This window comes from Promicromonospora sp. NPDC050249 (assembly GCF_040656015.1).
Taxonomy (GTDB): Bacteria; Actinomycetota; Actinomycetes; order Actinomycetales; family Cellulomonadaceae; genus Promicromonospora.
In genome coordinates this window covers 1-24,157 of record NZ_JBFAKY010000037.1, presented here as the reverse complement: position 1 = coordinate 24,157, position 24,157 = coordinate 1, and the positions used below count along the sequence as shown (strand labels likewise).

Genomic DNA, 24,157 nt, shown 5'->3' with positions numbered 1-24,157 from the left:
TTCTCACTCCTCGGTCTTGGGCAGGCCCGGCGGGTTGGTCTCGGAGCGCTCCACTGCCTCGGACTCCAGTCCCCAGCGGTCCAGCACCTGCTGGTAGGACCCGTCCTCGATGGCATGGTTGAGGGCTGCGGTGACCGCCTCGGCGGCGTCGGCGCCCTTCTTGGTGGCGACGGCGATCTGCGCCGTGTCGGGCCAGCCGCCGTTCAGCGTGCCGACCACCTTGAAGTCGTCCGGGGAGACCGCCGACTGGTACGCGAGCGAGGCGTTGGGGCCCACGTAGGCGTCGAGCCGCCCGGACTGGAGGGCCAGCAGCACGTCGGAGAGCTGCTCGTAGTAGTCGGGGCCGCCCACGGGCTCCAGCCCGTCGGCCTGGTTGAGGCGGTCCCACTCGAGCAGGATCTTCTCCTGGTTGGTCCCGGACCCGACGCCCACCGTCAGCCCGGCGATGTCCTCGCGGGAGTCGATGGTCAGGTCCGAGTCGGCGGCCGTGAGCCAGCCCAGCTCGTCGATGCGGTAGCTGGAGAAGTCGATGGTCTCCTTGCGCTCCTCGGTCACCGTGATGTTGGAGATGACGGCGTCGACGTCGCCCGACTGGAGGGCGAGCGGCCAGTCGGCCCAGGCCTTGACCTCCAGCCGCAGCTCCTTGCCGAGGGCGTCGGCCACGAGCTGCGCGATGTCGGTCTCGTGGCCGATCGGCGTCTTGTCGTCGTCGGCGAGGAAGGCGAGCGGCGGGGAGGCGCTCGCGCTCACGGCGACGGTGATCTCGTCCTTGTCCGCCCACTCGGCGGGCAGCAGGTCGACCGCCTCCGCTGACTCCGTGGTGCGTACCCGCTCCTGGTCGGGGGCGGTGCTGACCTGCAGGCCCGCCGACTCGGGGGCGTTCTCTGCGAGGCCCGCCGCGCCGTCCGCCGCCTCGGGCCGCTCGGTGCTGGCGGCCGAGCAGGCCGCGGTGAGCGCGAGCAGCGGCACGGTGGCCAGGGCGAGCAGTCGGTTCCGGGCGGCTCGTCGGGTGACGGTCACGGTGGTTCCCTTCGGGTTCGGGGCAGGGTTCGGGGCAGGGTTCGGGGCTGGGTTCGGGGCTGGGTGGGCGGCAGAATCGGAAGCAGGGTCCGGGGTCACAGGACCTTCTCCAGGAAGGCCTTGGTTCGCGGGTTGGTGGGGCTGTCGAGCACCTCGGCGGGCGGCCCCTGCTCGATCACGACGCCCTCGTCCATGAAGACGACGGTGTCAGCGACCTCGCGGGCGAACGCGACCTCGTGGGTGACGACGACGAGCGTGGTGCCCGTGCCCGCGAGCTCCTTGATGACCTGGAGCACCTCGTCGACGAGCTCGGGGTCGAGCGCGGAGGTCGGCTCGTCGAAGAGCACCACAGCGGGCCGCAGGGCGAGCGCCCGGGCGATGGCCACGCGCTGCTGCTGGCCGCCCGAGAGCTGCCGCGGCCGGGCGTCCGCGCGGTCGGCCAGCCCGACGCGGGCCAGCAGCTCGCGCGCTTCCGCCTCGGCCTCCGCGCGGGGCCGGCCCTGCGCGTGGATCGGCGCCTCCACGACGTTCTCCAGCGCCGTGAGGTGCGGGAACAGGTTGAAGTTCTGGAAGACGAACCCGATCCGGGTGCGGCGGCGCAGGATCTCGCGCTCGGTCAGCTCCCGCAGCGTGCTGCCGCGCCGGGCGTAGCCGATGAGCTCGCCGTCCAGGGAGACGAACCCGCGGTCCACCTTCTCCAGGTGGTTGATCGCGCGCAGCAGCGTCGACTTGCCCGACCCGGACGGGCCGATGATCGCGGCGACCTCGCCGGGCCGGACGGTGAGGTCCACCCCGCGCAGCGCCTCGAGCAGGCCGAACGACTTGTGCACGCCCCTGATCTCGAGCAGGCCCCCGCTCATGCGGCACCCCTTCCGGAAGACGTCCCGGTGCGCGGACCGCCGTCGCGCGGGGCGACCCAGCGCCCGACCCGGACGCGTGCGGCGAACGCGGGCGGGACGCCGTCGGGCACCGGAGCGCCGGTGAGGCGGGCCCAGCCGACCTGGGCCTCCCACCGCGCCCGCTGCAGCGGCGTCGGCGGCAGGGTGCGCAGCGCCCCCTTCGCGTAGTGCCGCTCGACGTAGTACTGGACCACCGTGATGAGCGTCGTGAGCGCCAGGTACCAGATCGCCGCGACGATGAGCAGCGGCACGACCCGGCCGTTGCGGCCGTAGATGACGCTCACGATGTAGAACAGCTCGCCGTACGCGAGCACGTAGACGATCGAGGTGCCCTTGAGCAGGCCGATCACCTCGTTGACGGCGGTGGGCACGATGGAGCGCATGGCCTGCGGCAGGATGATGCGCCGCACCTGGCGGTGGCGCGGCAGGCCCAGCGACGCCGCGGCCTCGTGCTGGCCCTGGTCGACGCCGAGGATCCCGGCCCGGACGATCTCCGCGCTGTACGCGGCCTGCGACAGGCCGAGGCCGAGGATCGCCGCCCAGAACTTGTCGATCAGGTCGAGCGTGTCGAAGAACAGGAGCTCCGGCCCGAACGGGATGCCGAGGCTGAGGACCGGGTACAGGTAGGCGAGGTTGTACCAGAGCAGCAGCTGCAGCAGCAGGGGCACGGAGCGGAACACCCAGGTGTAGGCCCACGAGACCCCCTGCAGCAGCGGCGAGCGCGACAGCCGCATGAGCGCCAGCACGGTGCCGAGCGCGAAGCCCACTATCGACGCCGTCACCGTGAGCCGGACCGTGGCCCAGGCACCCTCGAGGATCGATGGCCACGTGAGGTAGCGCGCCACGACGTCCCACTCCCAGCGGTCGTTCGTGACCAGGGAGGAGACCACCATGGCGAGCAGCACGGCGACGACGCCGGTCGCGAGCCACCGGCCCGGGTGCCGGGCCGCGACGACCCGCAGGTCCTCGTCGGCCGGCCCCGCGGACGATGCACCGCCCCCGCTCGGCGGCAGGCCGGGCGGCGGGTACAGGAGGCGGGACTCGCCCTCGGCGAGGTCGGCGCTCATGTCGCTACCAGCCATTTCTCGAAGGGGAACGGCATGAACGGAACCGGCTCCGTGCCCGACGGCGCGGCTCCCTGGCCGGCCGCGGCCGCCGAGAGCGGCGTGTAGCCGGCGGTCCGGTACAGCGCCGCCGCCTCCGGCTGGCGGGGGCCCGTGGTCAGGTAGAGGCGCGGGTAGCCGAGCTGCAGCGCCCGTGCCTCGAGCTCGGTCAGGACCCGGCGGGCGAGGCCACGACGGCGGTGCGCCGTGTCGGTCCAGATGCGCTTGAGCTCCGCCGTGGGCACGGCGGGCGTGCCGTCCGCGTCCCGGGCGTCGGCCCGCGCCAGGCGTGCTGCCTCCCCGAGCTCCGGTTCGAGCCGACGGCGGAACGCGCCGCCCGCCACCGGAACGCCGTCCTGCAGCAGCAGGATCAGGGAGCCGACGGGCGGGGCGAACTCCTCGGCGCCGTAGTGCGCCATCTCGGCCCGGTGCTGCTCCTCGGTCAGCACGTCGTGGTACCGGGACCGGTACTCGACGGAGAGGCCGGCCAGCAGCGGCTCGACCAGCGGGTCCGACAGGCGAGCCTCCCGGACCTCGAGCCCGGACGACGGCTCCACGGGGGTCGCAGCGGACGTCCCCGTCGAGAGTGCGGTCATCGTGGTGCCCTCTCCCCCGCCGTCACGGCGAACGGCAGGTGGTTGCCGACCAGCGGGGCCGGGCACGTGCCGAAGCCGGTGAACACGAAGGGCAGGTTCTCCGCCCGGTTCAGGTCCAGGCGCAGCGTGTCCGAGGTACCGGGCGCGGCCTCCGGCGCCGAGGCCCGCAGGATCCGCCAGGGCGCCACGCCGTCGGCCTCGTCGCTGAACAGGAGCGTCGGCGCGGTGCGGCTCCCCGTCAGGGACAGGGTGGTGACCGTCTCGCCGTGCGCGACGTCGACCTCGCCGACCACCGCCACGTGGTGCACCAGGCGTGGCAGGGCCGCGCCGACCGTCACCGGTTCCGGCACGTCGTACCAGCGCACCGGGGCGTACAGCACCCACGCCGGGTCGTAGCCGAACACGGGGACGCCGTCGAACGCGGCACGGGTGGCGGACTGCGGGTCGTGCGGCCGGACGCCGTACCGGCCCGTGCGCAGGATCACCTCGACGGCCACGTCCCGCTCGGAGTCCGCCGGCTCGTCGCCCGCGGCCGACCGGACATGGTCCTCCGGCACGAACGTGCCGAGGATGCGGCTGCGCCCCTCCGCGACACCGATCGCCGTCAGACCGTCCGGCTCGACGTCCTCGCCCGTCAGCACCGTGCCGTCGCCGGGGGCCTGCCGGACGAACAGTGTCCCGTCGGTCACCCACCACTCGCCGGGCAGGCCGGGCAGCCGCCGGGGGCGCGCCGTCGGCCAGTGCAGCGCCGTGTGGCTCAGCGGCCCGTGCGGCGCTCGCAGGACACGCTCGCGAGCGGCGCGCCAGGCCCGGTGCTCGCGCACCGCGGCGTCGGTGGCATCGCGCCCACCACGGTCCGTCGCGCTGTTGGTCGTCTCGGTCATGTCAGGTCCTTCGGGTCGAGGTGCGCGGTGGGGCGCGCACCAGGGATCGCCGCGATCAGCTCGGCGGTGTACGGGCGGGTGGGGTGGTCGAAGACCTGCCCGACGGGGCCGGTCTCCACGAGCCGGCCCTCGCTCATCACCCCGACGTGGTCGGCGACCTGCCGCACCACCGCCAGGTCGTGCGAGATGAACAGGTAGGTGAGGCCCAGCTCCGCGCGCAGGCGGGCCAGCAGGTCCAGCACGCGGGCCTGCACCGACACGTCGAGCGCCGAGGTGGGCTCGTCGAGCACGAGCAGCTCCGGGTCGAGGGCGAGCGCCCGCGCGATCGCGACCCGCTGGCGCTGGCCGCCCGACAGCTCGGCGGGCCGGCGTCGGGCAAGGTCCGGCGAGAGGTGCACCTGCTCGAGGAGGTGCACCACCCGCTCTCGACGTTCCGCGCGGTCCCCCACGCGGTGCGCGCGCAGCGGCTCCTCCACGACGGCGGCGACGGTGAACCGGGGGTCCAGCGAGGAGTACGGGTCCTGGTGCACCAGCTGGGTGCGGCGCCGGGTGGCCCGGTCGTCGCCCACGGGGACGCCGTCCAGCTCGACGACGCCGGCGTCGGGCCGCTCCAGCCCGAGCACCAGGCGGGCGGTGGTCGACTTGCCCGAACCCGACTCCCCCACCAGCGCGAACGCGGAGCCGCGCGGCACGGTGAACGAGACGTCGTCGACGGCGCGCAGCCGGTCGCGGCGGCCCAGCCGGAACTCCTTGACCAGGCCGCGCGCGCTCAGCAGGACGGGCCGCCGCGTGCCGTCGGCGTCCGCCGTGCCGGGGGCCGAGGTCCGGTCCGTCGTCGTGGCTGGTCCGGACGCCGCCGCGGTGGTGACGGCTGTTTCGGCGCGCGCGCTTGGCACAGTATTTCTGCCGGACGTCGTTCTGCCGGGCGTCGCCTCGACCAGCTCGCGGGTGTAGGGGTGCTCGGGGCTGCCCAGCACGCGGGCCGCCGGCCCTTCCTCGACCACCAGCCCGTCCTTGAGGACCACCACGCGGTCGGCGCGGTCGGCCGCCACCGCGAGGTCGTGGGTGATGAGCAGCACCGCGGTTCCCGCGCGCGACGTGAGGTCGCCGAGCAGGTCGAGCACGCGGCGCTGCACCGTGACGTCCAGGGCCGACGTCGGCTCGTCGGCGATCACCAGCTCCGGCTCGCACGCCATGGCGATGCCCACGAGCACGCGCTGCCGCATACCGCCCGAGAGCTGGTGCGGGTACTGCCGCGCCCGCTCCGCCGGCCGGTCGAGCCCTACCTCGCGGAGGATCTCGACGGCCCGCTCGCGCGCGGCCCGGCGCGGCGTCCCGTGCACCACGAGCGCCTCGGCGACCTGCTCCCCCACGCGCACCACCGGGTCCAGCGCCGTGCCCGGGTCCTGCGGCACGAACCCCACGCGGACGCCGCGCACGCGCCGCCAGGCGTCGGGCAGGAGGCCGGTGAGCGGCGTCGAGCGCGGCCCGGCGCCGAGTGCGATCTCCCCCGAGGTCACGCGTCCGCCGTCCGGCAGCAGGCCGATCAGGGCGTGCGCCGTCGTGGACTTGCCGCTCCCCGACTCGCCCACGAGCGCGACCACCTCGCCCGGGCGTACGTCGAGGTCCACGCCGTGCACCACCTCGTGGTCGCGATAGGCGACGCGCAGGCCGCGCACACGCAGCAGGCCGCCCGACGGCGCGGGCGGTACCGCCGTCGGCCGTGCGGACGTCCGGCCGGTCGATGCCTGGGACGCAGGCACTGCGGGCGTCCTCGTCGTGACTGTCATCGGTCGGTCCTTCCGTCGCGGGTGAGCGCCCGCCCGAGCACGCCCACTGCGAGCACGAACAGGGCGATGACCAGGCCGGGCAGTGTCGAGTACCACCAGGCGACGGCCAGGTAGTCGCGGCCCTCCGCCACCAGCGAGCCCCACTCGGGGGTGGGTGGCGTGGCGCCGTAGCCGAGGAAGCTCAGGGCCGAGACCGCGAGGATCACGGCCCCCAGCTCGACGGCCGCGAGCGCCAGCACCGGGCCCGCCGCGTTCGGCAGCACGTGCCGCAGCAGGACGGCGGTGCGGCCGGAGCCGGCCAGCCGGGCCGCCTCGACGTAGGTGGCGTGCCGCACGCGCAGCACCTGGCTGCGCATGACGCGGGCGAACGTCGCGACGGAGGCGATGCCGACGGCTATCGCGACCTTCACCGTCCCGAAGCCGAGTGCGGTGACCACCGCGAGCGAGAGGAGCAGGCCGGGGATGGCGAGCAGGACGTCGGTGGCGCGCATGAGCGCGTCGTCCACCGGTCCGCCGACGAAGCCCGCGACCAGGCCGATGCCGGATCCGGCCACCAGCGCGACGCCGATCGCGAGCAGCGCGGCCCGCACCGACAGGCTCGTGCCGTGCACGGTGCGCGCGAACAGGTCGCGGCCGAGGTGGTCGGTGCCGAACCAGTGGGCGCCGTCCGGCGGGAGGAGCTTGTCGGCGGGGACTCCGGTGATCGGGTCGTAGCCGCTGAACAGGCCGGGGACGAGCGCCCAGACCAGCACGAGGGCGACGGCCGCGAGCGCCACCAGCGGGGCGGGCCGGGTGAGGGTGCGGATCATCGGACGCCTCCCCGGCCGCGGGGGGCGCCGGACAGCACCCGGGGGTCGAGCAGCGGGTGGGCGAGGTCGACGAGGAGGCTGGTGACGACGAAGACCGCCGCGGCGACCACGACCAGCCCCTGGACGACCGGGATGTCCTGGGTGGTCACGGCGTTCTCGACGAGCCTGCCGAAGCCCTGCCGGGAGAACACCGTCTCGACCACCACGGTGCCGCCGAGCAGGTTGCCCACGAGCACGCCGAGCACCGTGACGGTCGGCAGGGAGCCGTTGCGGGCGACGTGCGCGCCGAGCACGCGGGCGCGGCCGGCGCCCTTGGCGAACGCCGTCTCGACGTAGGGCGCCCGCCAGGCCTCGCGCAGGCCCTGGGACAGGACCTGGGCGACGATCGCGGCGAGCCCTACCGCGAGCGTCACCGCAGGGAGCACCAGCGAGGCGAACCCCTCGTTGCCGACAGCGGGGAAGACGAACCAGGTGAACGAGAACAGGTGGAGCAGCACGAGGCCCACCCAGAACCCTGGCACCGCGACACCCAGCGGCGGCAGGGCCAGCAGCAGGTCGCGCAGCCAGGCGGTCCTGGTCCAGGAGGCGAGGGTCGCGATGCCGACGCCGGCCGCCACGCCGAGCACGAGCGCCAGGCCGGCGAGCTTCGCCGTCTCCGGGAAGGCGTCGGCGATGAGGCGGGTCACGGGGGCGCCGCTGCTGATGGAGGTGCCGAGGTCGCCCGTGAGGGTGCGGCCGAGCACCGTGAGGTACTGCTGGAGCGGGCCCTGGTCGAACCCGTAGCGCTCGCGCAGCTCGGCGACGCGTGCGGGGTCCACGCGCTCTCCCCCGGCGCCCTGGTCGAGCATGATCGCCACGGGGTCGCTGGGCAGCAGGTACAGGATGACGAACGACACGGTGAACGCCGCCCAGAGGACCGCGGCGGCGCCGCCGATGCGGCGCAGGACGTGGGCGAGCATCACTCCTGCTCGATCCACGCGTCGTGGAACAGCAGGCGCGAGGAGGCGTCGAAGGTCACGCCGTGCACGTCGCCGCGCACCCCGATGGACTGGGCGAGCTCGAACAGCGGGATCGCGAGCCCCTGGTCGAGGATCTCGCGCTGGGCGTCCGCGACGAGGGCCTCGCGTGCGGCGGGGTCGGCCTCGCCGAGCTGCTCGTCGAGCAGCGGGTCGACGGCGTCGTCCGGCTCGCGCAGGCTGAGGTTGCGCTGGGCGGTGGAGAACTGGGTGCGCAGGATGTCGGCGTCGGCCCGCGTGACGTTGTAGTAGTACAGGTCGTAGTCGCCGGACTCCTGGGCGGTGGTCTGCTCGGCGGCGGTGAGCTGCCGCAGTTTCAGGTCGATCCCCACCGCGCGCAGCTGCTGGGCGGCGAGCTCCAGCACCGCGCCGCTGCCGGTGAACACGGGGGTGTAGGTCGCCTCGATCTCGAGCGGCTCGCCGTCTTTCTCACGTATACCGTCCGGGCCCTTCTTCCAGCCGGCGGCGTCGAGGAGGCGGCCCGCCTCGTCCGGGTCGGAGACCAGCAGGTCCGACTGGTCGGCGTACCCGGGCGTCGTGGAGGCGAGCACGCTGGTCGCGGGCTTGAACGCTGCGGAGAGGACGGTGTCGACCAGCTCCTGGCGGTCGACCGCCACGAGGAGCGCACGCCGCACGTCCGGGTCGTCCAGCGGTGGCCGGGTCACGTTGGGCTGGAGCACGAACGGCACGCCCGGGTTGGCGCGGGTCAGCACCTCGCCACCCGAGCCCTCGACCTGCGGCACGTCCTGCGGCAGCACGTCGCCGACGGCGTCGAACTGGTCGGACGCGAGCCCGCCGGCGCGCACCCCCGACTCCGGGACCACGGTGAACTCGATGCTGTCGAGGTAGGCGTCGCCGTCGTGCTCCGACGACCCGGGCGCCCAGTCGTAGCCCTCGCGCCGGGTGATCACGGCGCCCTGGTCCTGGGTGTAGCTGTCCAGGACGAACGGCCCCGAGCCGACGACGTCGCCCTGCAGCCGCTCGGCGGGGTCCACCGCGGCGGTCTCCTCGGACAGGATCGCCAGCGAGACCGTGGAGGTGGCCTGCAGGAACTGCGCGTTGGCCTCGTCGAAGACCACCGTCGCGGTGTGCTCGTCCACGACCTCGGTCTTCGTGTAGCCCGCGAGGTAGCTGGCCGCGAGGGGCGCCGTCGCCCCGAGGTCGCCCGCGACGGCGTCGAAGCTGGCCCGTACGTCGTCGGCGGTGAGCGGGCTGCCGTCGGAGAACGTCACCCCGTCGCGCAGGTGGAACGTGAAGCGGGTCAGGTCGTCGCTGACGTCCCAGCTCTCGGCGAGCCATGGCCCGATCTCGCCCGTCTCCGGGTCCTGGTCGGTGAGGGAGTCTGCCAGCTGGCGGGCCACGTAGATGCTGACGTTCGTACCGACCTGCTGCGGGTCGACCCCCTGGGGCGCCGCGCCGAGCGCGAACCGGAGGGTGCCGCCAGGGGTGGGGTCGGTGGGTGCGGCGCCGGAGGCTGCGTCGGGCCCGGCGCAGCCGGCGAGCGTGAGCGCCACGACCATGGCGGTCGCGAGGGCGGCGGGGATGTTCGTGGGGCGGGTGTGGGTCGGGACCATGGGGTGTCCTCTCGGGGCACGGCGAAGCAGACCCGCGCGAGGGTGCGCGCAGGTCGGTCACCGGACGTGGGGTGAGGGCTGCTGGGGAGTAGCGTGAGGTGGGGCGACGGGGAGCGCTGCTCGGTCCTACCGGGGGACGGTCAGCGACAGGCGGGGCAACACTCGTCGACGGGACACGTCACGGGACACATCACGTGACGCTCGCGCATGACGGGGCGGATGGAGCGCGGGTGCGCGGTCCGCACCGTGCCGTTCGTCGCTCGTTCCATGCCGGTCTCCCTCCGATTCGAATTCCCTATCGGTTTGATAGGGATTCGGTATGCGGGAAAGTACGTCGGCCCACAGAGCATGTCAACGGTGGTCGGGAAGGGTCTCGCATCTCGGACGGAACGCCCACCGGGCGCGGGGGCGAGCGCGACCGAGCGCGGCAGCGGAGCCGCACGAACGGCCCGCCACGTCAGACGTCGCCGTAGACGCCCTCGAACACGTCGCGGTAGGCGGCGGCCAGGCGCAGCCCGTCGTGCTTGGTCGTGTCGTCGCCGCGCCGGACCTGGCGCATGATCACGCGCGCGCCCATGGACGCGGCGGCGGCCTCCAGGGCCGTGACGTCCTCGACCGCCGACGGGTCGGCGAGCACCGCGTCGATCCTGAGGCCGGGCGCGTGCTTGTGCAGGGCCTCCAGGTGGTCGACGGCGGTGAGGCCCTCCGTCTCACCGTTCTCCGCGGACAGGTTGAGCGTCACGCAGCGTCGCGCCTTCGTGACGTGCAGGGCCTCGGCGATCGCCGGCACCAGCAGGTGCACCAGCACCGAGGAGTACCAGGACCCGGGGCCAAGGACCACCCAGTCCGCGTCGAGCACCGCCTGGACCGCCTCAGGGGGCGCGGGCGGGTCCGCCGGGAGCAGGCGCAGCTGCTCGATCCGGCCCTCGGTGACGGCCACGCGGCTCTGCCCGACCACCGTCTCCAGCGCGGGTTCCGGCTCCCCCGGCGCGGCGGGGTGCCGCACGTCCGCCTCGACCACCAGCGGCACCGACGCCATCGGCAGCACGCGGCCCCTGGCACCGAGCAGCCGTCCGACCCAGTCCAAACCCTCGACCTCGTCACCGAGCAGCTCCCACAGCGCCACGATCAGCAGGTTGCCCATGGCGTGGTTGTCCAGCTCGCCCGACGACGCGAAGCGGTGCTGCAGCATCGCGCTCCAGGTACGACCCCACTCGGAGTCGTCGCACAGGGCGGCGAGCGCCATCCGCAGGTCGCCTGGCGGCAGCACGTCGAGCTCGTCACGCAGGCGCCCGGAGGAGCCTCCGTCGTCGGCGACCGTCACCACGGCCGTGAGGCGGTCGGACATGAGGCGCAGGGCGGACAGGCTCGCGGACAGGCCGTGACCGCCGCCCAGGGCGACCACCGACGGGTTCTTGCTCCACTCCGGCGCTGGGACGTCCGGCACCCCGGGCGCGTGCGGGATCATTCGCGGCCCAGATCACGTGCCGAGACGGAGACGAGCTGGCCTCGGGCACGGAGTCGGTCGGCGATGGCTTCGGAGATGGCGACGGAGCGGTGCTTGCCTCCCGTGCATCCCACGGCGATGGTCACGTAGCGCTTCTCCTCGTTGAGGTAGCCGGAGAGCACCGGGGCCAGGGCGTCGACGTAGCGGTCGATGAACTCGACGGCGCCCGGCCGGGCGAGCACGTAGTCGCGTACTGGCTGGTCACGCCCCGTGAGGTGCCGGAGCTCGGTGATCCAGTAGGGGTTGGCCAGGAACCGTACGTCCACCACGTGGTCGGCGTCCAGGGGTATGCCGTACTTGAACCCGAACGAGATGACGTTGACGCGCAGCACCTCGTTGATGTCGTGCGCCAGCCACGCGCGGATCTCCCTCGCGAGGTCGTGCACCGACAGGTCCGAGGTGTCGATCCGCAGGTCGGCCCGCGCGGCGAGGGTCGCAACGACGGACCGCTCCTCCGCTATGCCGTCGAGGATGCGGCCCTCACCCTGCAGCGGGTGCGGCCGGCGGACCTGCTCGAACCGGCGGACGAGCACCTCGTCGCTCGCGTCCAGGAACAGGATCCGGTAGGCGACCCCTGCCTCCGTCATGTGCGCGAGCACCTTGTCCAGCTCGGAGAAGAACTGCCTGCCGCGAACGTCCACGACCACCGCAACGCGTTCGATGCTCGAACCCTTGGCCATGAGATCGACCAGCGGCACGAGCATCATCGGGGGCAGGTTGTCGACGACGTACCAGTCCAGGTCCTCCAGGACGGCCGCGGCTCGCGACCGGCCGGCGCCGGACATTCCGGTGATCACCAGTACCTGCGGCTCGCTGTGCTCCGGACCGTGCGTGGCGGCCTCGACCTCGGCGATGCCGTCCGGTGCGGTGATGGGTGACGGCTCGGTGTTGCTCATGGAGCCAAGCATGCCAGCGTCAGGCCTTGAGGGCTGCGACCACCGCCTCGGCTGTCTTGTCCCCCATGCCCCGCACGCTGGCGATCTCCTCGACGCTCGCGGCCTTGAGCCGCTTGAGCGAGCCGAAGTGGGTGAGCAGCACCTTCTTGCGCGCCGGACCGAGCCCGGGGACGTCGTCGAGCACGGAGGCGGTCATGCCCTTGCTGCGCCGTCTGCGGTGCTGCGTGATCGCGAACCGGTGCGCCTCGTCCCGGACGCGCTGCAGCAGGTACAGGCCCTCGCTGGAGCGCTGCAGGATGACGGGGTAGTCCTCCCCCGGCACCCACACCTCCTCCAGCCGCTTGGCCAGGCCGCAGAGCGCGACGTCGGTGATGCCGAGCTCGTCCAGCGCCCGCTTCGCGGCGGCGACCTGGGGCGGCCCGCCGTCGACCACGACGAGGCTCGGCGGGTAGGCGAACCGCGCCTTCTCCTCCGGCGCGTCGGCTGCCACCTCACCGCCGGACAGCCCGCCGCCCGACAGCTCAGCGGCCATCTCGACGTCGTTGGACCTCAGGCGGTCGGCCAGGTAGCGCTTGAAGCGGCGCGTGATGACCTCGTGCATGGCCTCCGTGTCGTCGCGGGCGCCGTCGCCGTCCGATCCCCGGATGCTGAACGAGCGGTACTCGCTCTTGCGGGCCAGGCCGTCCTCGAACACGACCATCGACGCCGACTGGTAGGTGCCCTGCGTGTGCGAGATGTCGTAGCACTCGATCCGCAGGGGCGCCGACTCCAGGTCGAGCGCCTCCTGGATCTCCGCGAGGGCCTGGCTGCGGGTCGTGAGGTCACCCGCGCGGCGTGTGCGGTGCACCATGAGCGCGTGCTCGGCGTTCTTGCGGACGGTGGCCGCGAGCTCCTTCTTGTCGCCGCGCTGCGGTACCCGCACGTCGACGCGTGCGCCCCGCAGCCCGCTGAGCCAGGTGCCGACCTGCTCCAGGTCGGGCGGCAGCACCGGCACGAGGACCTCGCGCGGCACCGCGTCGCGGGCCTCCTCCCCGTCCACCTCGTCGGCTGCCCCGTAGACCTGCTGCAGCAGGTGCTCCACGAGCTCGCCGTCGGTGATGTCCTCGACCTTCTCGACGATCCAGCCGCGCTGTCCGCGGATGCGGCCCCCGCGGACGTGGAACACCTGGACGGCGGCCTCGAGCTCGTCGCCCACGAGGGCGAACACGTCGGCGTCCGTGGCGTCGCCGAGGACCACCGCGTTCTTCTCGGTGGCACGCCGCAGCGCCTCGATGTCGTCGCGCAGGCGGGCCGCCTGCTCGTACTCCATCTCGGCGGCGGCCTCCTGCATACGCTTGGTGAGCCGGCGCTCGAACTTGGCGGTGTCGCCCGCCATGAAGTCGCAGAAGTCCAGGACGAGCGCCCGGTGGTCGTCGACGCTGATGCGGCCGACGCAGGGTGCCGAGCACTTGTCGATGTACCCGAGCAGGCACGGCCGGCCCGACTGGCCCGCCCGCTTGTAGACGCCGGCCGAGCAGGTCCGGATCGGGAACACGCGCAGCAGCAGGTCGAGCGTCTCGCGGATGGCCCAGGCGTGCCCGTACGGGCCGAAGTAGCGGGTGCCCTTGCGCTTGGCCCCCCGCATGACCTGGGCGCGCGGCACCTGCTCCCCCAGGGTCACCGCGAGGTACGGGTACGACTTGTCGTCCCGGTACTTCACGTTGAACCGCGGGTCGTACTGCTGGATCCAGGTGAACTCCAGGGCGAGCGCCTCGACCTCTGTGCCCACCACCGTCCACTCGACGGACGCCGCGGTCGTCACCATCCGCCGGGTGCGCTCGTGCAGGTTCGCGACGTCCTGGAAGTAGTTCGCCAGACGCTGGCGCAGGTTCTTCGCCTTGCCCACGTAGACGACCCGGCCGTGCTCGTCACGGAACCGGTAGACACCGGGCGAGGTCGGGATCTCTCCCGCCTTGGGTCGATAGGTAGCTGGATCCGCCATGCCCCAAACCTATGCCGTGCCACTGACAGTGACGCACGTGCGCCGGCGCCGAGTGCTGGCTCGTTGCGCCTGATCCGGCTCCGGAGGCGCAGACAGCCAGCACTCAGCGCCGGGGTGGGATCAGACGGTGACGTGGACCGGGGTCGGCTCGACGCGGACCGGGAAGTTGACCGACCGGGCGATGAAGCACATCGCGTGCGCCTTGTGGTGCAGGGCCGCGAGGTGCTCGTCCGTCGCGAGCTCACCCGGGTCCACGACGACCTTCGGGTGCAGCGTCACGTCGGTGAACGCGCCCTCGCCCCGCGCCTCGACCCGCATGGTGCCGGTCGCCGAGTCCCGGTACTCGCGCACGATCAGGCCAGACTCCGCCGCCAGGTGCAGGAACCACAGCATGTGGCACTGGCTCAGGCTGGCGACGAAGAGCTCCTCCGGGCTGTTCCGCGCCGGGTCCCCACGAAACGCGGGGTCGGCCGAACCGAGCAGCGGCGGCTTGTGCGGCAGGTCGATCTCGTGGTCCCGCGAGTACGACGTGTACGACGACGTCCCCGTGTCCCCCGCGCCTGTCCACCGGACGGTGACGGCATAGTCATGGGTGGCTCCGCTCATGTGCCCCACCCTAGGGGTGACCCGGCCCGGAAGCCATGGCTGGCACGCGACTCCCGCAGGTCCACACCGAGGACGACCCCGGGTACCGGTCCACGACGGATCCGGTAGCCGAGGTCGTCCCGGGAACGCACGGTCAGGCGGTGGCCCCCGCCTTCGCCTTGGTCGCGCCCTTCGCCGCGGGCTTGCGCTTCGGCTTGCCGTTCGCCGGCGGCAGCACCGGGACCTCGCCGGCCTGGGCGTGCCCCTCGAGGATCTCCGCGAGGTACGTACCCGTGTGGCTCTCCGGGACCGCCGCGACGACCTCTGGCGTGCCCTGCGCGACGACGAGGCCGCCCCCGCTGCCGCCCTCTGGCCCCATGTCGATGACCCAGTCGGCACTCTTGATGACGTCCAGGTTGTGCTCGATCACGATCACCGTGTTGCCCTTGTCGGCCAGTGACTGCAGCACACCGAGCAGGCGTCGCGTGTCCTCGAAGTGCAGGCCGGTCGTCGGCTCGTCCAGCACGTACGCCGAACGGCCCGAGGACCGCTTCTGCAGCTCCGCCGCCAGCTTGACGCGCTGCGCCTCGCCACCGGACAGCGTGGGCGCCGGCTGCCCGAGCCGCACGTACCCCAGGCCGACGTCGACCAGCGTGGACAGGTGCCGGGAGATCGCAGGGAACGCCTTGAAGAACTCCGCGGCCTCCTCGATCGGCATGTCGAGCACGTCGGCGACCGTCTTGCCCTTGAAGTGCACCTCGAGCGTCTCGCGGTTGTACCGCGCGCCGTGGCAGACCTCGCACGGCACGTAGACGTCCGGCAGGAAGTTCATCTCGATCTTGATGGTGCCGTCACCCGCGCACGCCTCGCAGCGGCCGCCCTTGACGTTGAACGAGAACCGGCCCGGACCGTAACCACGGACCTTGGCCTCCTCGGTCTCCGCGAAGATCTTGCGGATCCGGTCCCAGACACCCGTGTACGTGGCGGGGTTGGACCGCGGCGTACGCCCGATCGGCCCCTGGTCCACGTGCACGACCTTGTCGAGCTGGTCCAGACCCGTCACGCGCCGGTGCCGCCCTGCCACCCGCCGAGCACCGTTGAGCTGGTTCGCCATGACCGTGTACAGGATCGAGTTGACCAGCGTGGACTTGCCCGAGCCGGACACGCCCGACACGACGGTCAGCACACCGAGCGGGAACGACACGTCGACGTTGCGCAGGTTGTTCTCGTGCGCGCCGATCACCGTGACCTGCCGGTCGTGGTCGATGGGCCGCCGCACGGCCGGCACCGGGATGGAGCGGCGCCCGGAGAGGTACGCGCCGGTCATCGACTCCTTCTTCGCGAGCAGGCCCGCGTAGTCACCCGAGTGGATGACCTCGCCGCCGTGCTCGCCGGCGCCCGGGCCGATGTCCACGATCCAGTCGGCCGCGCGGATCGTGTCCTCGTCGTGCTCGACGACGATCAGCGTGTTGCCGAGGTCCCGCAGGCGGGTGAGCGTGTCGATCAGGCGGCGGTTGTCCCGCTGGTGCAGCCCGATGGACGGCTCGTCGAGCACGTACAGCACGCCGACCAGCCCGGAACCGATCTGGGTGGCCAGCCGGATCCGCTGGGCCTCGCCGCCGGACAGCGTGCCGGCCGGGCGCTCCAGCGTGAGGTAGTGCAGACCGACGTCGAGCAGGAAGCCGAGGCGCGCGTGGATCTCCTTGAGGACCTCGGTCGCGATCTGCGCCTCGCGCACCCCGAGCACTATGCCCTTGAGGAACTCGGCGGCCTCGCCCACCGGCAGGCGGCTGACGTCGGCGATGGACAGCCCGTCGATCTTGACCGCGAGCACCTCGGGCTTGAGCCGCGCGCCGCCGCACGTGGGGCACGGCACCTCACGCATGTAGGCCTCGTACTTGTCCTTGGACAGGTCCGAGTCGGTCTCGCGGTGGCGGCGCTCCAGGAACGTCACCGCGCCCTCGAACCCGGTCGAGTACTGCCGCTCGCGGCCCCACCGGTTCTTGTACTTGACGTGCACCTTGTGGTCGCGTCCGTGCAGGATCGCCTCGCGGGCGCGCTCGGGCAGGGCCCGCCACGGCACGTCCATGGAGAACTTCATCTCCTCCGCGAGCGCCGTCAGCACGCGCTCGAAGTACTCCGACGACGTCTGCGCCCACGGGGCGACGGCGCCGCCGCGCAGCGTCTGCTCGTCGTCCGGCACGATGAGGTCGGGGTCGACCTCCAGCCGGAAGCCGATGCCCGTGCACTCGGGGCACGCGCCGTAGGGCGCGTTGAACGAGAACGTCCGCGGCTCGATCTCGTCGAGCGCGAGGGTGTGCTCGTTCGGGCAGGCCCGCTTCTCGGAGAACTTGCGGGTGCGCGTCAGGTCGTCGACGTCGGCGTCGACGAGCTCGATCATCACGAGGCCGTTCGCCAGGGTCAGCGCGGTCTCGACGGAGTCCGTCAGCCGGCGCTGCACGCCGTCGCGCGCCACGAGCCGGTCCACGACCACCTCGATGTCGTGCTTCAGCTTCTTCTCCAGCGTGGGCGGGTCGGTCAGCTGCACGACCTCGCCGTCGACCCGGGCCCGGGAGAAGCCCTTGGCCTGCAGCTCCTTGAACAGGTCCGCGTACTCGCCCTTGCGGCCGCGCACCACGGGTGCCAGCACCTGGTACCGCGTGTTCTCGGGCAGCTCGAGGATCTGGTCCACGATCTGCTGCGGCGTCTGCGACTGGACCTTCTCGCCGCACACCGGGCAGTACTGCGTGCCCGCGCGTGCGTACAGCAGGCGCAGGTAGTCGTAGACCTCGGTGATGGTGCCGACCGTGGAGCGCGGGTTGCGGTTGGTCGACTTCTGGTCGATCGACACCGCGGGCGACAGCCCCTCGATGAAGTCGACGTCGGGCTTGTCCATCTGGCCCAGGAACTGACGCGCGTACGCGGACAGCGACTCGACGTACCGGCGCTGCCCCTCGGCGAAGATCGTGTCGAACGCGAGCGACGACTTGCCGGAGCCCGACAGCCCGGTGAACACGATGAGCTGGTCCCTGGGCAGGTCCAGGGATACGTTCTTCAGGTTGTGCTCTCGGGCACCCGAGACGACGAGACGATTGCTCACAGAGGCATCCTAGGGCGACCCACTGACATTCGCACGCCTGTTCTAGAAGTCACGCTGACAGACTCGTCACACCCGCACGACGCCCGCAGGGTCTCAGCGCACCGCGCGGCCGTCGGAGACGCCCGACCGTCGTACGCGGGCCTGCAGGTCGAGGGCCCGCAGGAGGTCCTGCTCGTGGGCGTAGGACCCGTCGACGAGCCGGCGCCGTACGTCCACGACCTCCTGGGCGTACTCCGCCGCGGAGTCCAGCATCTTCAGGTCGAGGTGCACGGAGACCATGTTCGAGAGCGCGGAGGCGAGACCCGGCAGGTGGAGGTCGGGGCTCCGGCGCGCGAGCCCCCGGCGTACGCGCACGGCCTCCGCCGTCGGCTCGACGCCTTCCTCCGGGCGACCCGCGTCGATGAGCGCGGCGCCCAGGTTGAGCAGCGCGTCGGCGAGGTCCGGCTCGAAGCGTTCGGGGTCGCCCACGGCGAGCAGCCGCAGCTGGGCCACCGCCTCCTCGGTCGGCGCGACGGCGTCCCCGGCCCGGCCGAGCTCCGAGTAGAGCACCCCCAGGTTGGACAGCGAGCGCGCCAGGTACTCCTCGCCCGGGTGCCCCTCAGCGGCCAGGCCGCGCCGGATCGCCACCGCCTCCTGCTCCAGGGGCAGCGCCTCGTCCGGCTCCCCGGCCCGCGAGTGCGTGACCGCGAGGTTCGACAGCGACGCGGCGAGCATCCTGCGGAACCGCGCGGGATTCTCGCGCGCGAGCCGACGGCGCAGCAGCACGGCCTCGCGCTCGAGAGAGATCGCCTCGTCCAGGTCGCCGAGCCGGGACCGCACCGCGCCCAGCGACGCGAGCGTGTAGGCGAGCGTCCAGGTGTGCGCGGCGGGATTCTCGCGGGCGAGCTGACGGCGCAGGGCCGCTGCCTCGCCGAGCGGCTCGATCGCCTCCCGGTCGCGGCCGAGCGCCGCGTACGAGTTGGCGAGGTTCGTCAGCGCGAACCCGAGCTCCTGCCGGTACCGCTCGGGCGCCTGCAGCACCATCCTGCGGCTGAGCTCGACGGCCTCCAGCGCGAACGCCGGGGCCTCCTCCGGGCGGCTCTCGGTGAGCGTCACCGCGCGGTTGGACAGGGCGGTCGTCAGGAAGACGCCCCACTGCCGAGGGTCGCGCTGCACCAGGTTCCGGAGGATCGGGAGCAACTCCATGAACCGCGCGTCCTCCTCCTGGGGAGGGCCCGTGTCGTTCAGGACGACGGTCAGGCTCATCAGGACGCGGGCCAGCTCCGCCTCGATCCAGCCCGTGTCCCGTTCCTCGGCCGTCCGGGTCAGCTCGACCGCCTCCAGCTGCGCGGCCAGCGCGTCCTTCGTCATCCCGGCTCGCCAGTGCGCGACGCCGAGGGCGTTGATCGCCCCCACCAGGGCCGTGCGGTACCGGTCGGGGTCGCCGGCGGCGAGGCGGCGCCACGCGGCCACCGCTGCCTCCAGCGCGTCCAGCGACTCGGCCAGGCGGGCGTCGTCCCTGAGCGCCATGCCCAGGTCGGTGAGCGCCTCCGCCCTGCCCACGGCGTCCCGGGCCGCCGCCACCGCCCGCTCGGCCCGGTCCACGTCGTCGGTCGACACGTCCATGACGCCGCGGGGCTTGAGCAGGAACGACGTCCGCAGCGCGCGCGGGTCGTCGCCGTAGGAGTCACCCGCGCGGCGCAGCAGCTCTGCCGCCAGCGCGCCCACCCCCGGCGTCTCCGACAGCTCGATCTCCAGCCGGCGGGCGACGTGGACCACGCGCAGCGCCGCCTTCCGGGACAGGCCCCACGTGCACGAGCCGACCAGCGCCACCGACCGCCCGAACCGGTCGGCGATGAGCATGTCGCCGACGCGTCCGTGCCCGACGGCGTTCGCGTCGAGCCCCGTCACCGGACGCTGCAGGCCGAGCAGCCACTGCGCACCGGCGCGTCCGGGCACGCCAGGGACCACCCGGCGCAGCACGTCACGCACGCTCGCGGCGTCGTCGGCGCCCAGCAGGCAGACGGCGGCCACGACGTCCTTGACCTCGTCGACGGTCAGCTCCAGACCGGCCTCGCGCGCCGACCGGGTCCACGAGCTCGCGGCCACCTCCAGGAGCCCGCGCACCGGGTTCAGCTCGGTGGCCGGGACCTGGACCCCTGCCGTCTCGAGGACCGCGAGGGCGGCGGCTGCGTGCAGGTCGAGCACGCGGGTCCCGCCGACCGGCTCCGGCGTCCGCACGGCGGACGCGCCGGGGTCCTCGACGCCCAGGCACTCGGCGAACGCGGCGGTCGCGGCCTCCAGCACCGCACGGTCCGGCAGGCCGGGCGCCAGTGCGAGGTCCAGCGGTGTCTGCGTCGCGCCGTCACGCTCGAGCAGCGGCCACAGCGTCGAGCCCCAGCGCAGCCGGCGCAGCCACTCCCCCGCGACCCGGGCGAGCAGGAGGACGCGGACGCGGCCACGCGCCGGGCGCGCCAGGGCGTCGAGCATCGCGCCGAGGCCCAGCCGGGTCGCCGCGTTGTCCACGACGAAGAGCACGTCGCCCTGCGGCCGTGCGCGCACCGTGGCGGCCTCCCGGCCGCGCGGCACGGGGACGACGGTCCAGCCGGACTCGCCCATGCGGCTGCCGAACTCGTTCGCGAGGCGGGTCTTGCCGAAGCCGACGGGAGCGACGATGAGCCGCAGGCTGATCGTCGCCGGGCTCTCGGCCCACGCGCGGAGCTCGTCGAGCTCCTGCTCGCGGCCCAGGAACGGGACCACCGCCCGGGCCGGGTCGAGCAGCGCGGTCGGCCGCCGGAAGCCGTCAAAGGGCTCGTCCGCAGCAGCCGTGAGCGGGCCGCGGCGGACCACCGTGCGGGCGGCCCGGACCGCGGCGGCCAACCGGGTCGACACTTCCGAGACCACCACGATGAGCAAGTCAACCGGACGAACGTCCAACACTGCAAGGGGAACGGGAAGACTGGTTCACCCGGTGATCAGAACCGTGCACAGACGAACACGGCGTAACGGTCGGCCGGCCGCTCGTGAACGGCGTCACAGCGCCGAAAGTCACGCACCGCCCTCCCGGTCGAACCGGCATTTCGGACGAAAGTTGCATACCGACCCTGACCAGGACATCCTTCCCTCGGCCGGGTGAAAGCCCGGCCGCTCCACGACCGCACGGACGAAAGGCAGGCACGTGAGCCTGAACCTGAACAAGCTCGTCGACAAGGCCTACAAGGACCAGAGCATCGCCGCGATCCTGGCGGCTCCGCCGTCGGCGCTGCTCGGCCTCACGCCGAAGCACGACGAGATGCTCGCCGAGCTCAAGATCAAGACGATCGAGGACCTGGGCAAGTGGCAGCACGCGGTCCACGCGCAGGCGCTCGTGACCCTGGCCGATGCCGAGGTCCTCTCGGTGGCCGGCGACAAGTGAGCCTGGCTCACCTGTCGCGGTAGACGCACGAAGGCGCCCGTCCACCTCGCGGTGGGCGGGCGCCTCGGCCGTGCCCAGGTCCGCAGCCCGCAGAGGCCGGACCGCTGGACGCCGAACCGCTAGAACCCGAACCGCTCGACGTCCCGCATCTTGTTCGTCGCGTCGAGGGCGGCGACCTTGTAGGCCTCCGAGAGCGTCGGGTAGTTGAACACCGTGTCGACCAGGTGGTCCACGGTGCCGCCGGTGGTCATGATCGCCTGGCCGATGTGGATGATCTCGGTGGCGCCGGTCCCGAACACGTGCACGCCGAGGATCTTGCGGTCCTCCGTCGAGACCAGCAGCTTGAGCATCCCGTAGGAGTCGCCGACGATCTGCCCGCGCGCCAGCTCGCGGTACCGCGCGACCCCCACCTCGTACGGCACGCCGGCGGTCGTGAGCTGGTCCTCGGTGTCCCCGCAGTAGGAGATCTCCGGGATCGTGTAGATCCCGATCGGCTGCAGCTCCAGCAGGGACGAGATCGGCTCGCCGAACGCGTGGTACGCCGCGAGCCGCCCCTGCTCCTGGGAGGTGGCAGCGAGCGCAGGGAAGCCGATCACGTCGCCGACGGCGTAGATGTGCTCGACGGCGGTCCGGAACTGCTTGTCGACCTGCAGGCGACCGCGCCGGTCCGCCTCGAGCCCGGCCGCGGCGAGGTCGAGGCCGTCGGTGGAACCCTGCCGCCCGGCGGAGTAGAGCACGCAGTCGGCGGGGATCCGCTTGCCGGAGGCCAGGGCCGTGACCGTGCCGCCGCTGCCTGCCGTCACCGACTCGACGGTCTCGCCCAGCCGGAAGGTCACCGACAGGTCGCGCAGCTGGAACTTGAGCGCCTCGACGACCTCGGAGTCGCAGAAGTCGAGGATCCTGTCCCGCGCCTCGACGACGGTGACGCGCGTGCCGAGCGCGGCGAACACCGAGGCGTACTCGATGCCGATCACGCCCGCACCGACCACGACCATGGTCCGCGGTACCTCCGTCATGTCGAGGATGCCGTCGGAGTCGACCACGCGGACGCCGTCGAACGCGATGTTCGCGGGCCGGGCGGGCCTCGTGCCGACGGCCACGACCACCTTGTCGGCGGTCAGCCGCCGGACGACGTCGCCCTCGCCGTCCGTCACCTCGAGGTCGTGCGGGCCCGTGAACCGGGCGCTGCCCACCACCGTCTCGACCTGGTTGCGCGCGAGCTGGTTGCGCACCACCTCGATCTCCCGGCCGATGACGTGCTGGAGCCGCGCGAGCAGGTCCTGGACGGTGATGCGTTCCTTGAGCCGGTAGCTGGAGCCGTACACGTCCCGCATGTGCAGGCCGGTCAGGTACAGGACGGCCTCGCGCAGGGTCTTGGACGGGATGGTGCCGGTGTGCAGGCTGACGCCGCCGACGTGGTCGCGCTGCTCGACCACTGCCGCCCGCTTGCCGAGCTTGGCGGCACCGATGGCGGCCTTCTGCCCGCCGGGGCCGGAGCCGATCACGACGAGGTCGAAGTGGTTCTCACGTGCGTCCATCGTCCGAGTGTGGCGGTGCGGTGGCCTCGTGACGAGGGACTTCGTCGAACAAGGTGCAACTTCATCAAGAATTAACCGGCCCGCCCCCGATTAACCGGCCCCGCCCTCGTGATGGCAGGCTTGCGCCATGAGCATCTACGCCGTGAGCTACACCTACTCCGACGACGTGGCGACCCGTGACGAGGTCCGCCCCAGCCACCGCGACTTCCTGCGCGGGCTCAACGCGGAGGGCGTCGTCCGCGCCTCTGGACCGGTCGACGGCGGGATCGGCGCGCTGGTCGTCCTCGAGGCGGAGTCCGCAGAGGACGCGCTGCGGATCCTGGACGCCGACCCGTTCCAGGTACGGGGGGTCATCGCCGAGCGCGGCGTGCGCCAGTGGGACGTGGTGATCGGCGGCCTCGCGGAGTAAGCCGCCAATACTCCGCCATTTGGAAAGTTTGACCGAGAAGTCCTGATCGGGCAATGGTCTTGAGCAGCCTCTGGTGCACATGATGCCAGTTGGAGCACTGCTGGCTATGTTCGGGAGGCACGCGCATGACCTCTGTCGACAGCACCACGGTGGCCTACGCGGAGATCGCTTCGCGTATCTGCGTGACGCCGCCGTACTACGCGCTCGGTGAGCTGGTCAGTCCCGCCCCTGGGCTGGCCGCCGCCACGGTCCCGGTCCAGACGCCCACCGGACGCCAGGCGACCCTGATCAACATCGCGGAGGCAGGGCGGCACCTCGCGATCCTCGGGCTCTCCGCCGCCGCGGCCATCAACCCGGGCACCGGACGGCACTACTACCTGGCGCACCGCGGGGTGGGTCGGATGTACCCGCCGACCGGGACACTGACCACGCTCCACGGGAGCGCGACCGCCCGCATGACCGGCCGGAACCGCGCGGTCGCCGAGACCGAGCTGCGCGACGCCGACGGGAATCTCGTGGCTCGGCTCGATCTCGAGTACCTCGTCATGTCGGCACCCGTGTTCCGGCGCCTGATGGGCCCGGCCACCGCACCGGACGCGACGGAGCCGGCCAGCCCGTACAGCGCCCCGGCGCCGCTCGTCGACGTCGCGGCCGACACCCGCAGCGCCACGGCCAAGCTGGCCGTGGAGGCCACGATGTGCCGGGGGCACTTCGACGGGTTCCCCGCTCTGCCCGTCTCCGTGGCGGGCTACGCGACGTTCGCGCTGTTCGACCACGTCCTGGAGGCCGCGGCCGGGCCAGGCGCCCGGTGGCAGGCAGGCCTCTTCCGGCTGCGGGCCGACCATCTCGCGGCGGCGGGCCAGACCTGCACGGTGGACGTCGAGCCGTCGGCCCCCATCGAGCCCGAGGCGCACGAGAGCGCGTTCACCGGGACGCTCCGGTCCGGTGACCACGACATCTTCTCGATCCAGGTGGACTACACGACGGTCTGAGCCCACAGCCGTACAGCAGGCCGACGGCCGCGCCACCGTGGTGGACGCGGCCGTCGGCCTGCTG

19 protein-coding genes are annotated in these 24,157 nt (G+C 72.7%); 3 read left to right on the top strand and 16 right to left on the bottom strand.

What is annotated here, in order from left to right; genetic code table 11:
* Positions 1 to 3: 3 nt before the first annotated feature.
* The 15 genes from AB0I32_RS23000 to AB0I32_RS22930 form a co-directional block, all read right to left on the bottom strand.
* The gene (locus tag AB0I32_RS23000) at positions 4 to 1,020 is read right to left on the bottom strand and encodes an ABC transporter substrate-binding protein (RefSeq protein WP_357510297.1); all 1,017 of its coding nucleotides are present in this window, start codon (positions 1,018 to 1,020) and stop codon (positions 4 to 6) included.
* Positions 1,021 to 1,115: 95 nt separating this feature from the next.
* Positions 1,116 to 1,880 (bottom strand): amino acid ABC transporter ATP-binding protein, encoded by a 765-nt coding sequence (locus AB0I32_RS22995; RefSeq protein ID WP_357510295.1) that lies wholly within the window; start codon positions 1,878 to 1,880, stop codon positions 1,116 to 1,118.
* Positions 1,877 to 2,986 (bottom strand): amino acid ABC transporter permease, encoded by a 1,110-nt coding sequence (locus AB0I32_RS22990; protein WP_357510293.1) that lies wholly within the window; start codon positions 2,984 to 2,986, stop codon positions 1,877 to 1,879. The genes AB0I32_RS22995 and AB0I32_RS22990 overlap by 4 nt, the downstream gene beginning before the upstream one ends.
* On the bottom strand, positions 2,983 to 3,618 hold the full coding sequence (locus AB0I32_RS22985; RefSeq protein WP_357510291.1) for a GNAT family N-acetyltransferase: 636 nt from the start codon (positions 3,616 to 3,618) through the stop codon (positions 2,983 to 2,985). The genes AB0I32_RS22990 and AB0I32_RS22985 overlap by 4 nt, the downstream gene beginning before the upstream one ends.
* Positions 3,615 to 4,502 carry a DUF1684 domain-containing protein gene (locus AB0I32_RS22980; protein ID WP_357510289.1) on the bottom strand — a complete coding sequence of 296 codons (888 nt, stop codon included), beginning with the start codon at positions 4,500 to 4,502 and terminating at the stop codon, positions 3,615 to 3,617. Before AB0I32_RS22980 ends, AB0I32_RS22985 begins: the two co-directional genes overlap by 4 nt.
* The gene (locus AB0I32_RS22975) at positions 4,499 to 6,292 is read right to left on the bottom strand and encodes an ABC transporter ATP-binding protein (RefSeq protein ID WP_357510287.1); all 1,794 of its coding nucleotides are present in this window, start codon (positions 6,290 to 6,292) and stop codon (positions 4,499 to 4,501) included. The genes AB0I32_RS22980 and AB0I32_RS22975 overlap by 4 nt, the downstream gene beginning before the upstream one ends.
* Positions 6,289 to 7,101, bottom strand: a complete 813-nt coding sequence (locus tag AB0I32_RS22970; protein WP_357510285.1) for an ABC transporter permease — start codon at positions 7,099 to 7,101, stop codon at positions 6,289 to 6,291. The genes AB0I32_RS22975 and AB0I32_RS22970 overlap by 4 nt, the downstream gene beginning before the upstream one ends.
* A complete protein-coding gene (locus tag AB0I32_RS22965) occupies positions 7,098 to 8,060 on the bottom strand; it encodes an ABC transporter permease (protein ID WP_357510283.1) in 963 nt (320 codons plus the stop codon). The genes AB0I32_RS22970 and AB0I32_RS22965 overlap by 4 nt, the downstream gene beginning before the upstream one ends.
* The gene (locus AB0I32_RS22960; RefSeq protein WP_357510281.1) at positions 8,060 to 9,691 is read right to left on the bottom strand and encodes an ABC transporter substrate-binding protein; all 1,632 of its coding nucleotides are present in this window, start codon (positions 9,689 to 9,691) and stop codon (positions 8,060 to 8,062) included. Before AB0I32_RS22960 ends, AB0I32_RS22965 begins: the two co-directional genes overlap by 1 nt.
* 457 nt (positions 9,692 to 10,148) lie before the next feature.
* Positions 10,149 to 11,159 (bottom strand): uridine diphosphate-N-acetylglucosamine-binding protein YvcK, encoded by a 1,011-nt coding sequence (yvcK, locus tag AB0I32_RS22955; RefSeq protein ID WP_357510279.1) that lies wholly within the window; start codon positions 11,157 to 11,159, stop codon positions 10,149 to 10,151.
* Positions 11,156 to 12,094, bottom strand: a complete 939-nt coding sequence (rapZ, locus tag AB0I32_RS22950; RefSeq protein WP_357510277.1) for an RNase adapter RapZ — start codon at positions 12,092 to 12,094, stop codon at positions 11,156 to 11,158. Before rapZ ends, yvcK begins: the two co-directional genes overlap by 4 nt.
* Positions 12,095 to 12,113: 19 nt before the next feature.
* Complete coding sequence (gene uvrC / locus AB0I32_RS22945; RefSeq protein ID WP_357510275.1) at positions 12,114 to 14,075, bottom strand: excinuclease ABC subunit UvrC; 1,962 nt, start codon at positions 14,073 to 14,075, stop codon at positions 12,114 to 12,116.
* Between the two features lie 120 nt (positions 14,076 to 14,195).
* Entirely contained in the window at positions 14,196 to 14,681 is a 486-nt protein-coding gene (locus AB0I32_RS22940) for an OsmC family protein (protein ID WP_357510273.1), read from the bottom strand.
* Positions 14,682 to 14,814: 133 nt separating this feature from the next.
* The gene (uvrA, locus tag AB0I32_RS22935) at positions 14,815 to 17,760 is read right to left on the bottom strand and encodes an excinuclease ABC subunit UvrA (RefSeq protein ID WP_357510271.1); all 2,946 of its coding nucleotides are present in this window, start codon (positions 17,758 to 17,760) and stop codon (positions 14,815 to 14,817) included.
* A 93-nt stretch (positions 17,761 to 17,853) separates the two neighbouring features.
* Positions 17,854 to 20,646: a tetratricopeptide repeat protein gene (locus AB0I32_RS22930; protein ID WP_357510269.1), complete on the bottom strand. Its 2,793-nt coding sequence runs from the start codon at positions 20,644 to 20,646 to the stop codon at positions 17,854 to 17,856.
* 271 nt (positions 20,647 to 20,917) lie between these two features.
* On the opposite strand from AB0I32_RS22930, the gene AB0I32_RS22925 reads away from it, so the two are divergent.
* The gene (locus tag AB0I32_RS22925; protein WP_357510267.1) at positions 20,918 to 21,154 is read left to right on the top strand and encodes a hypothetical protein; all 237 of its coding nucleotides are present in this window, start codon (positions 20,918 to 20,920) and stop codon (positions 21,152 to 21,154) included.
* A 119-nt stretch (positions 21,155 to 21,273) separates the two neighbouring features.
* Here AB0I32_RS22925 and sthA read toward each other — a convergent pair whose 3' ends face one another.
* Positions 21,274 to 22,692 carry a Si-specific NAD(P)(+) transhydrogenase gene (sthA, locus tag AB0I32_RS22920; RefSeq protein ID WP_357510265.1) on the bottom strand — a complete coding sequence of 473 codons (1,419 nt, stop codon included), beginning with the start codon at positions 22,690 to 22,692 and terminating at the stop codon, positions 21,274 to 21,276.
* 127 nt (positions 22,693 to 22,819) lie between these two features.
* On the opposite strand from sthA, the gene AB0I32_RS22915 reads away from it, so the two are divergent.
* Positions 22,820 to 23,101 (top strand): YciI family protein, encoded by a 282-nt coding sequence (locus tag AB0I32_RS22915; RefSeq protein WP_116675615.1) that lies wholly within the window; start codon positions 22,820 to 22,822, stop codon positions 23,099 to 23,101.
* A gap of 125 nt (positions 23,102 to 23,226) precedes the next feature.
* A complete protein-coding gene (locus AB0I32_RS22910) occupies positions 23,227 to 24,093 on the top strand; it encodes a hypothetical protein (protein ID WP_357510263.1) in 867 nt (288 codons plus the stop codon).
* Positions 24,094 to 24,157 lie beyond the last annotated feature (64 nt).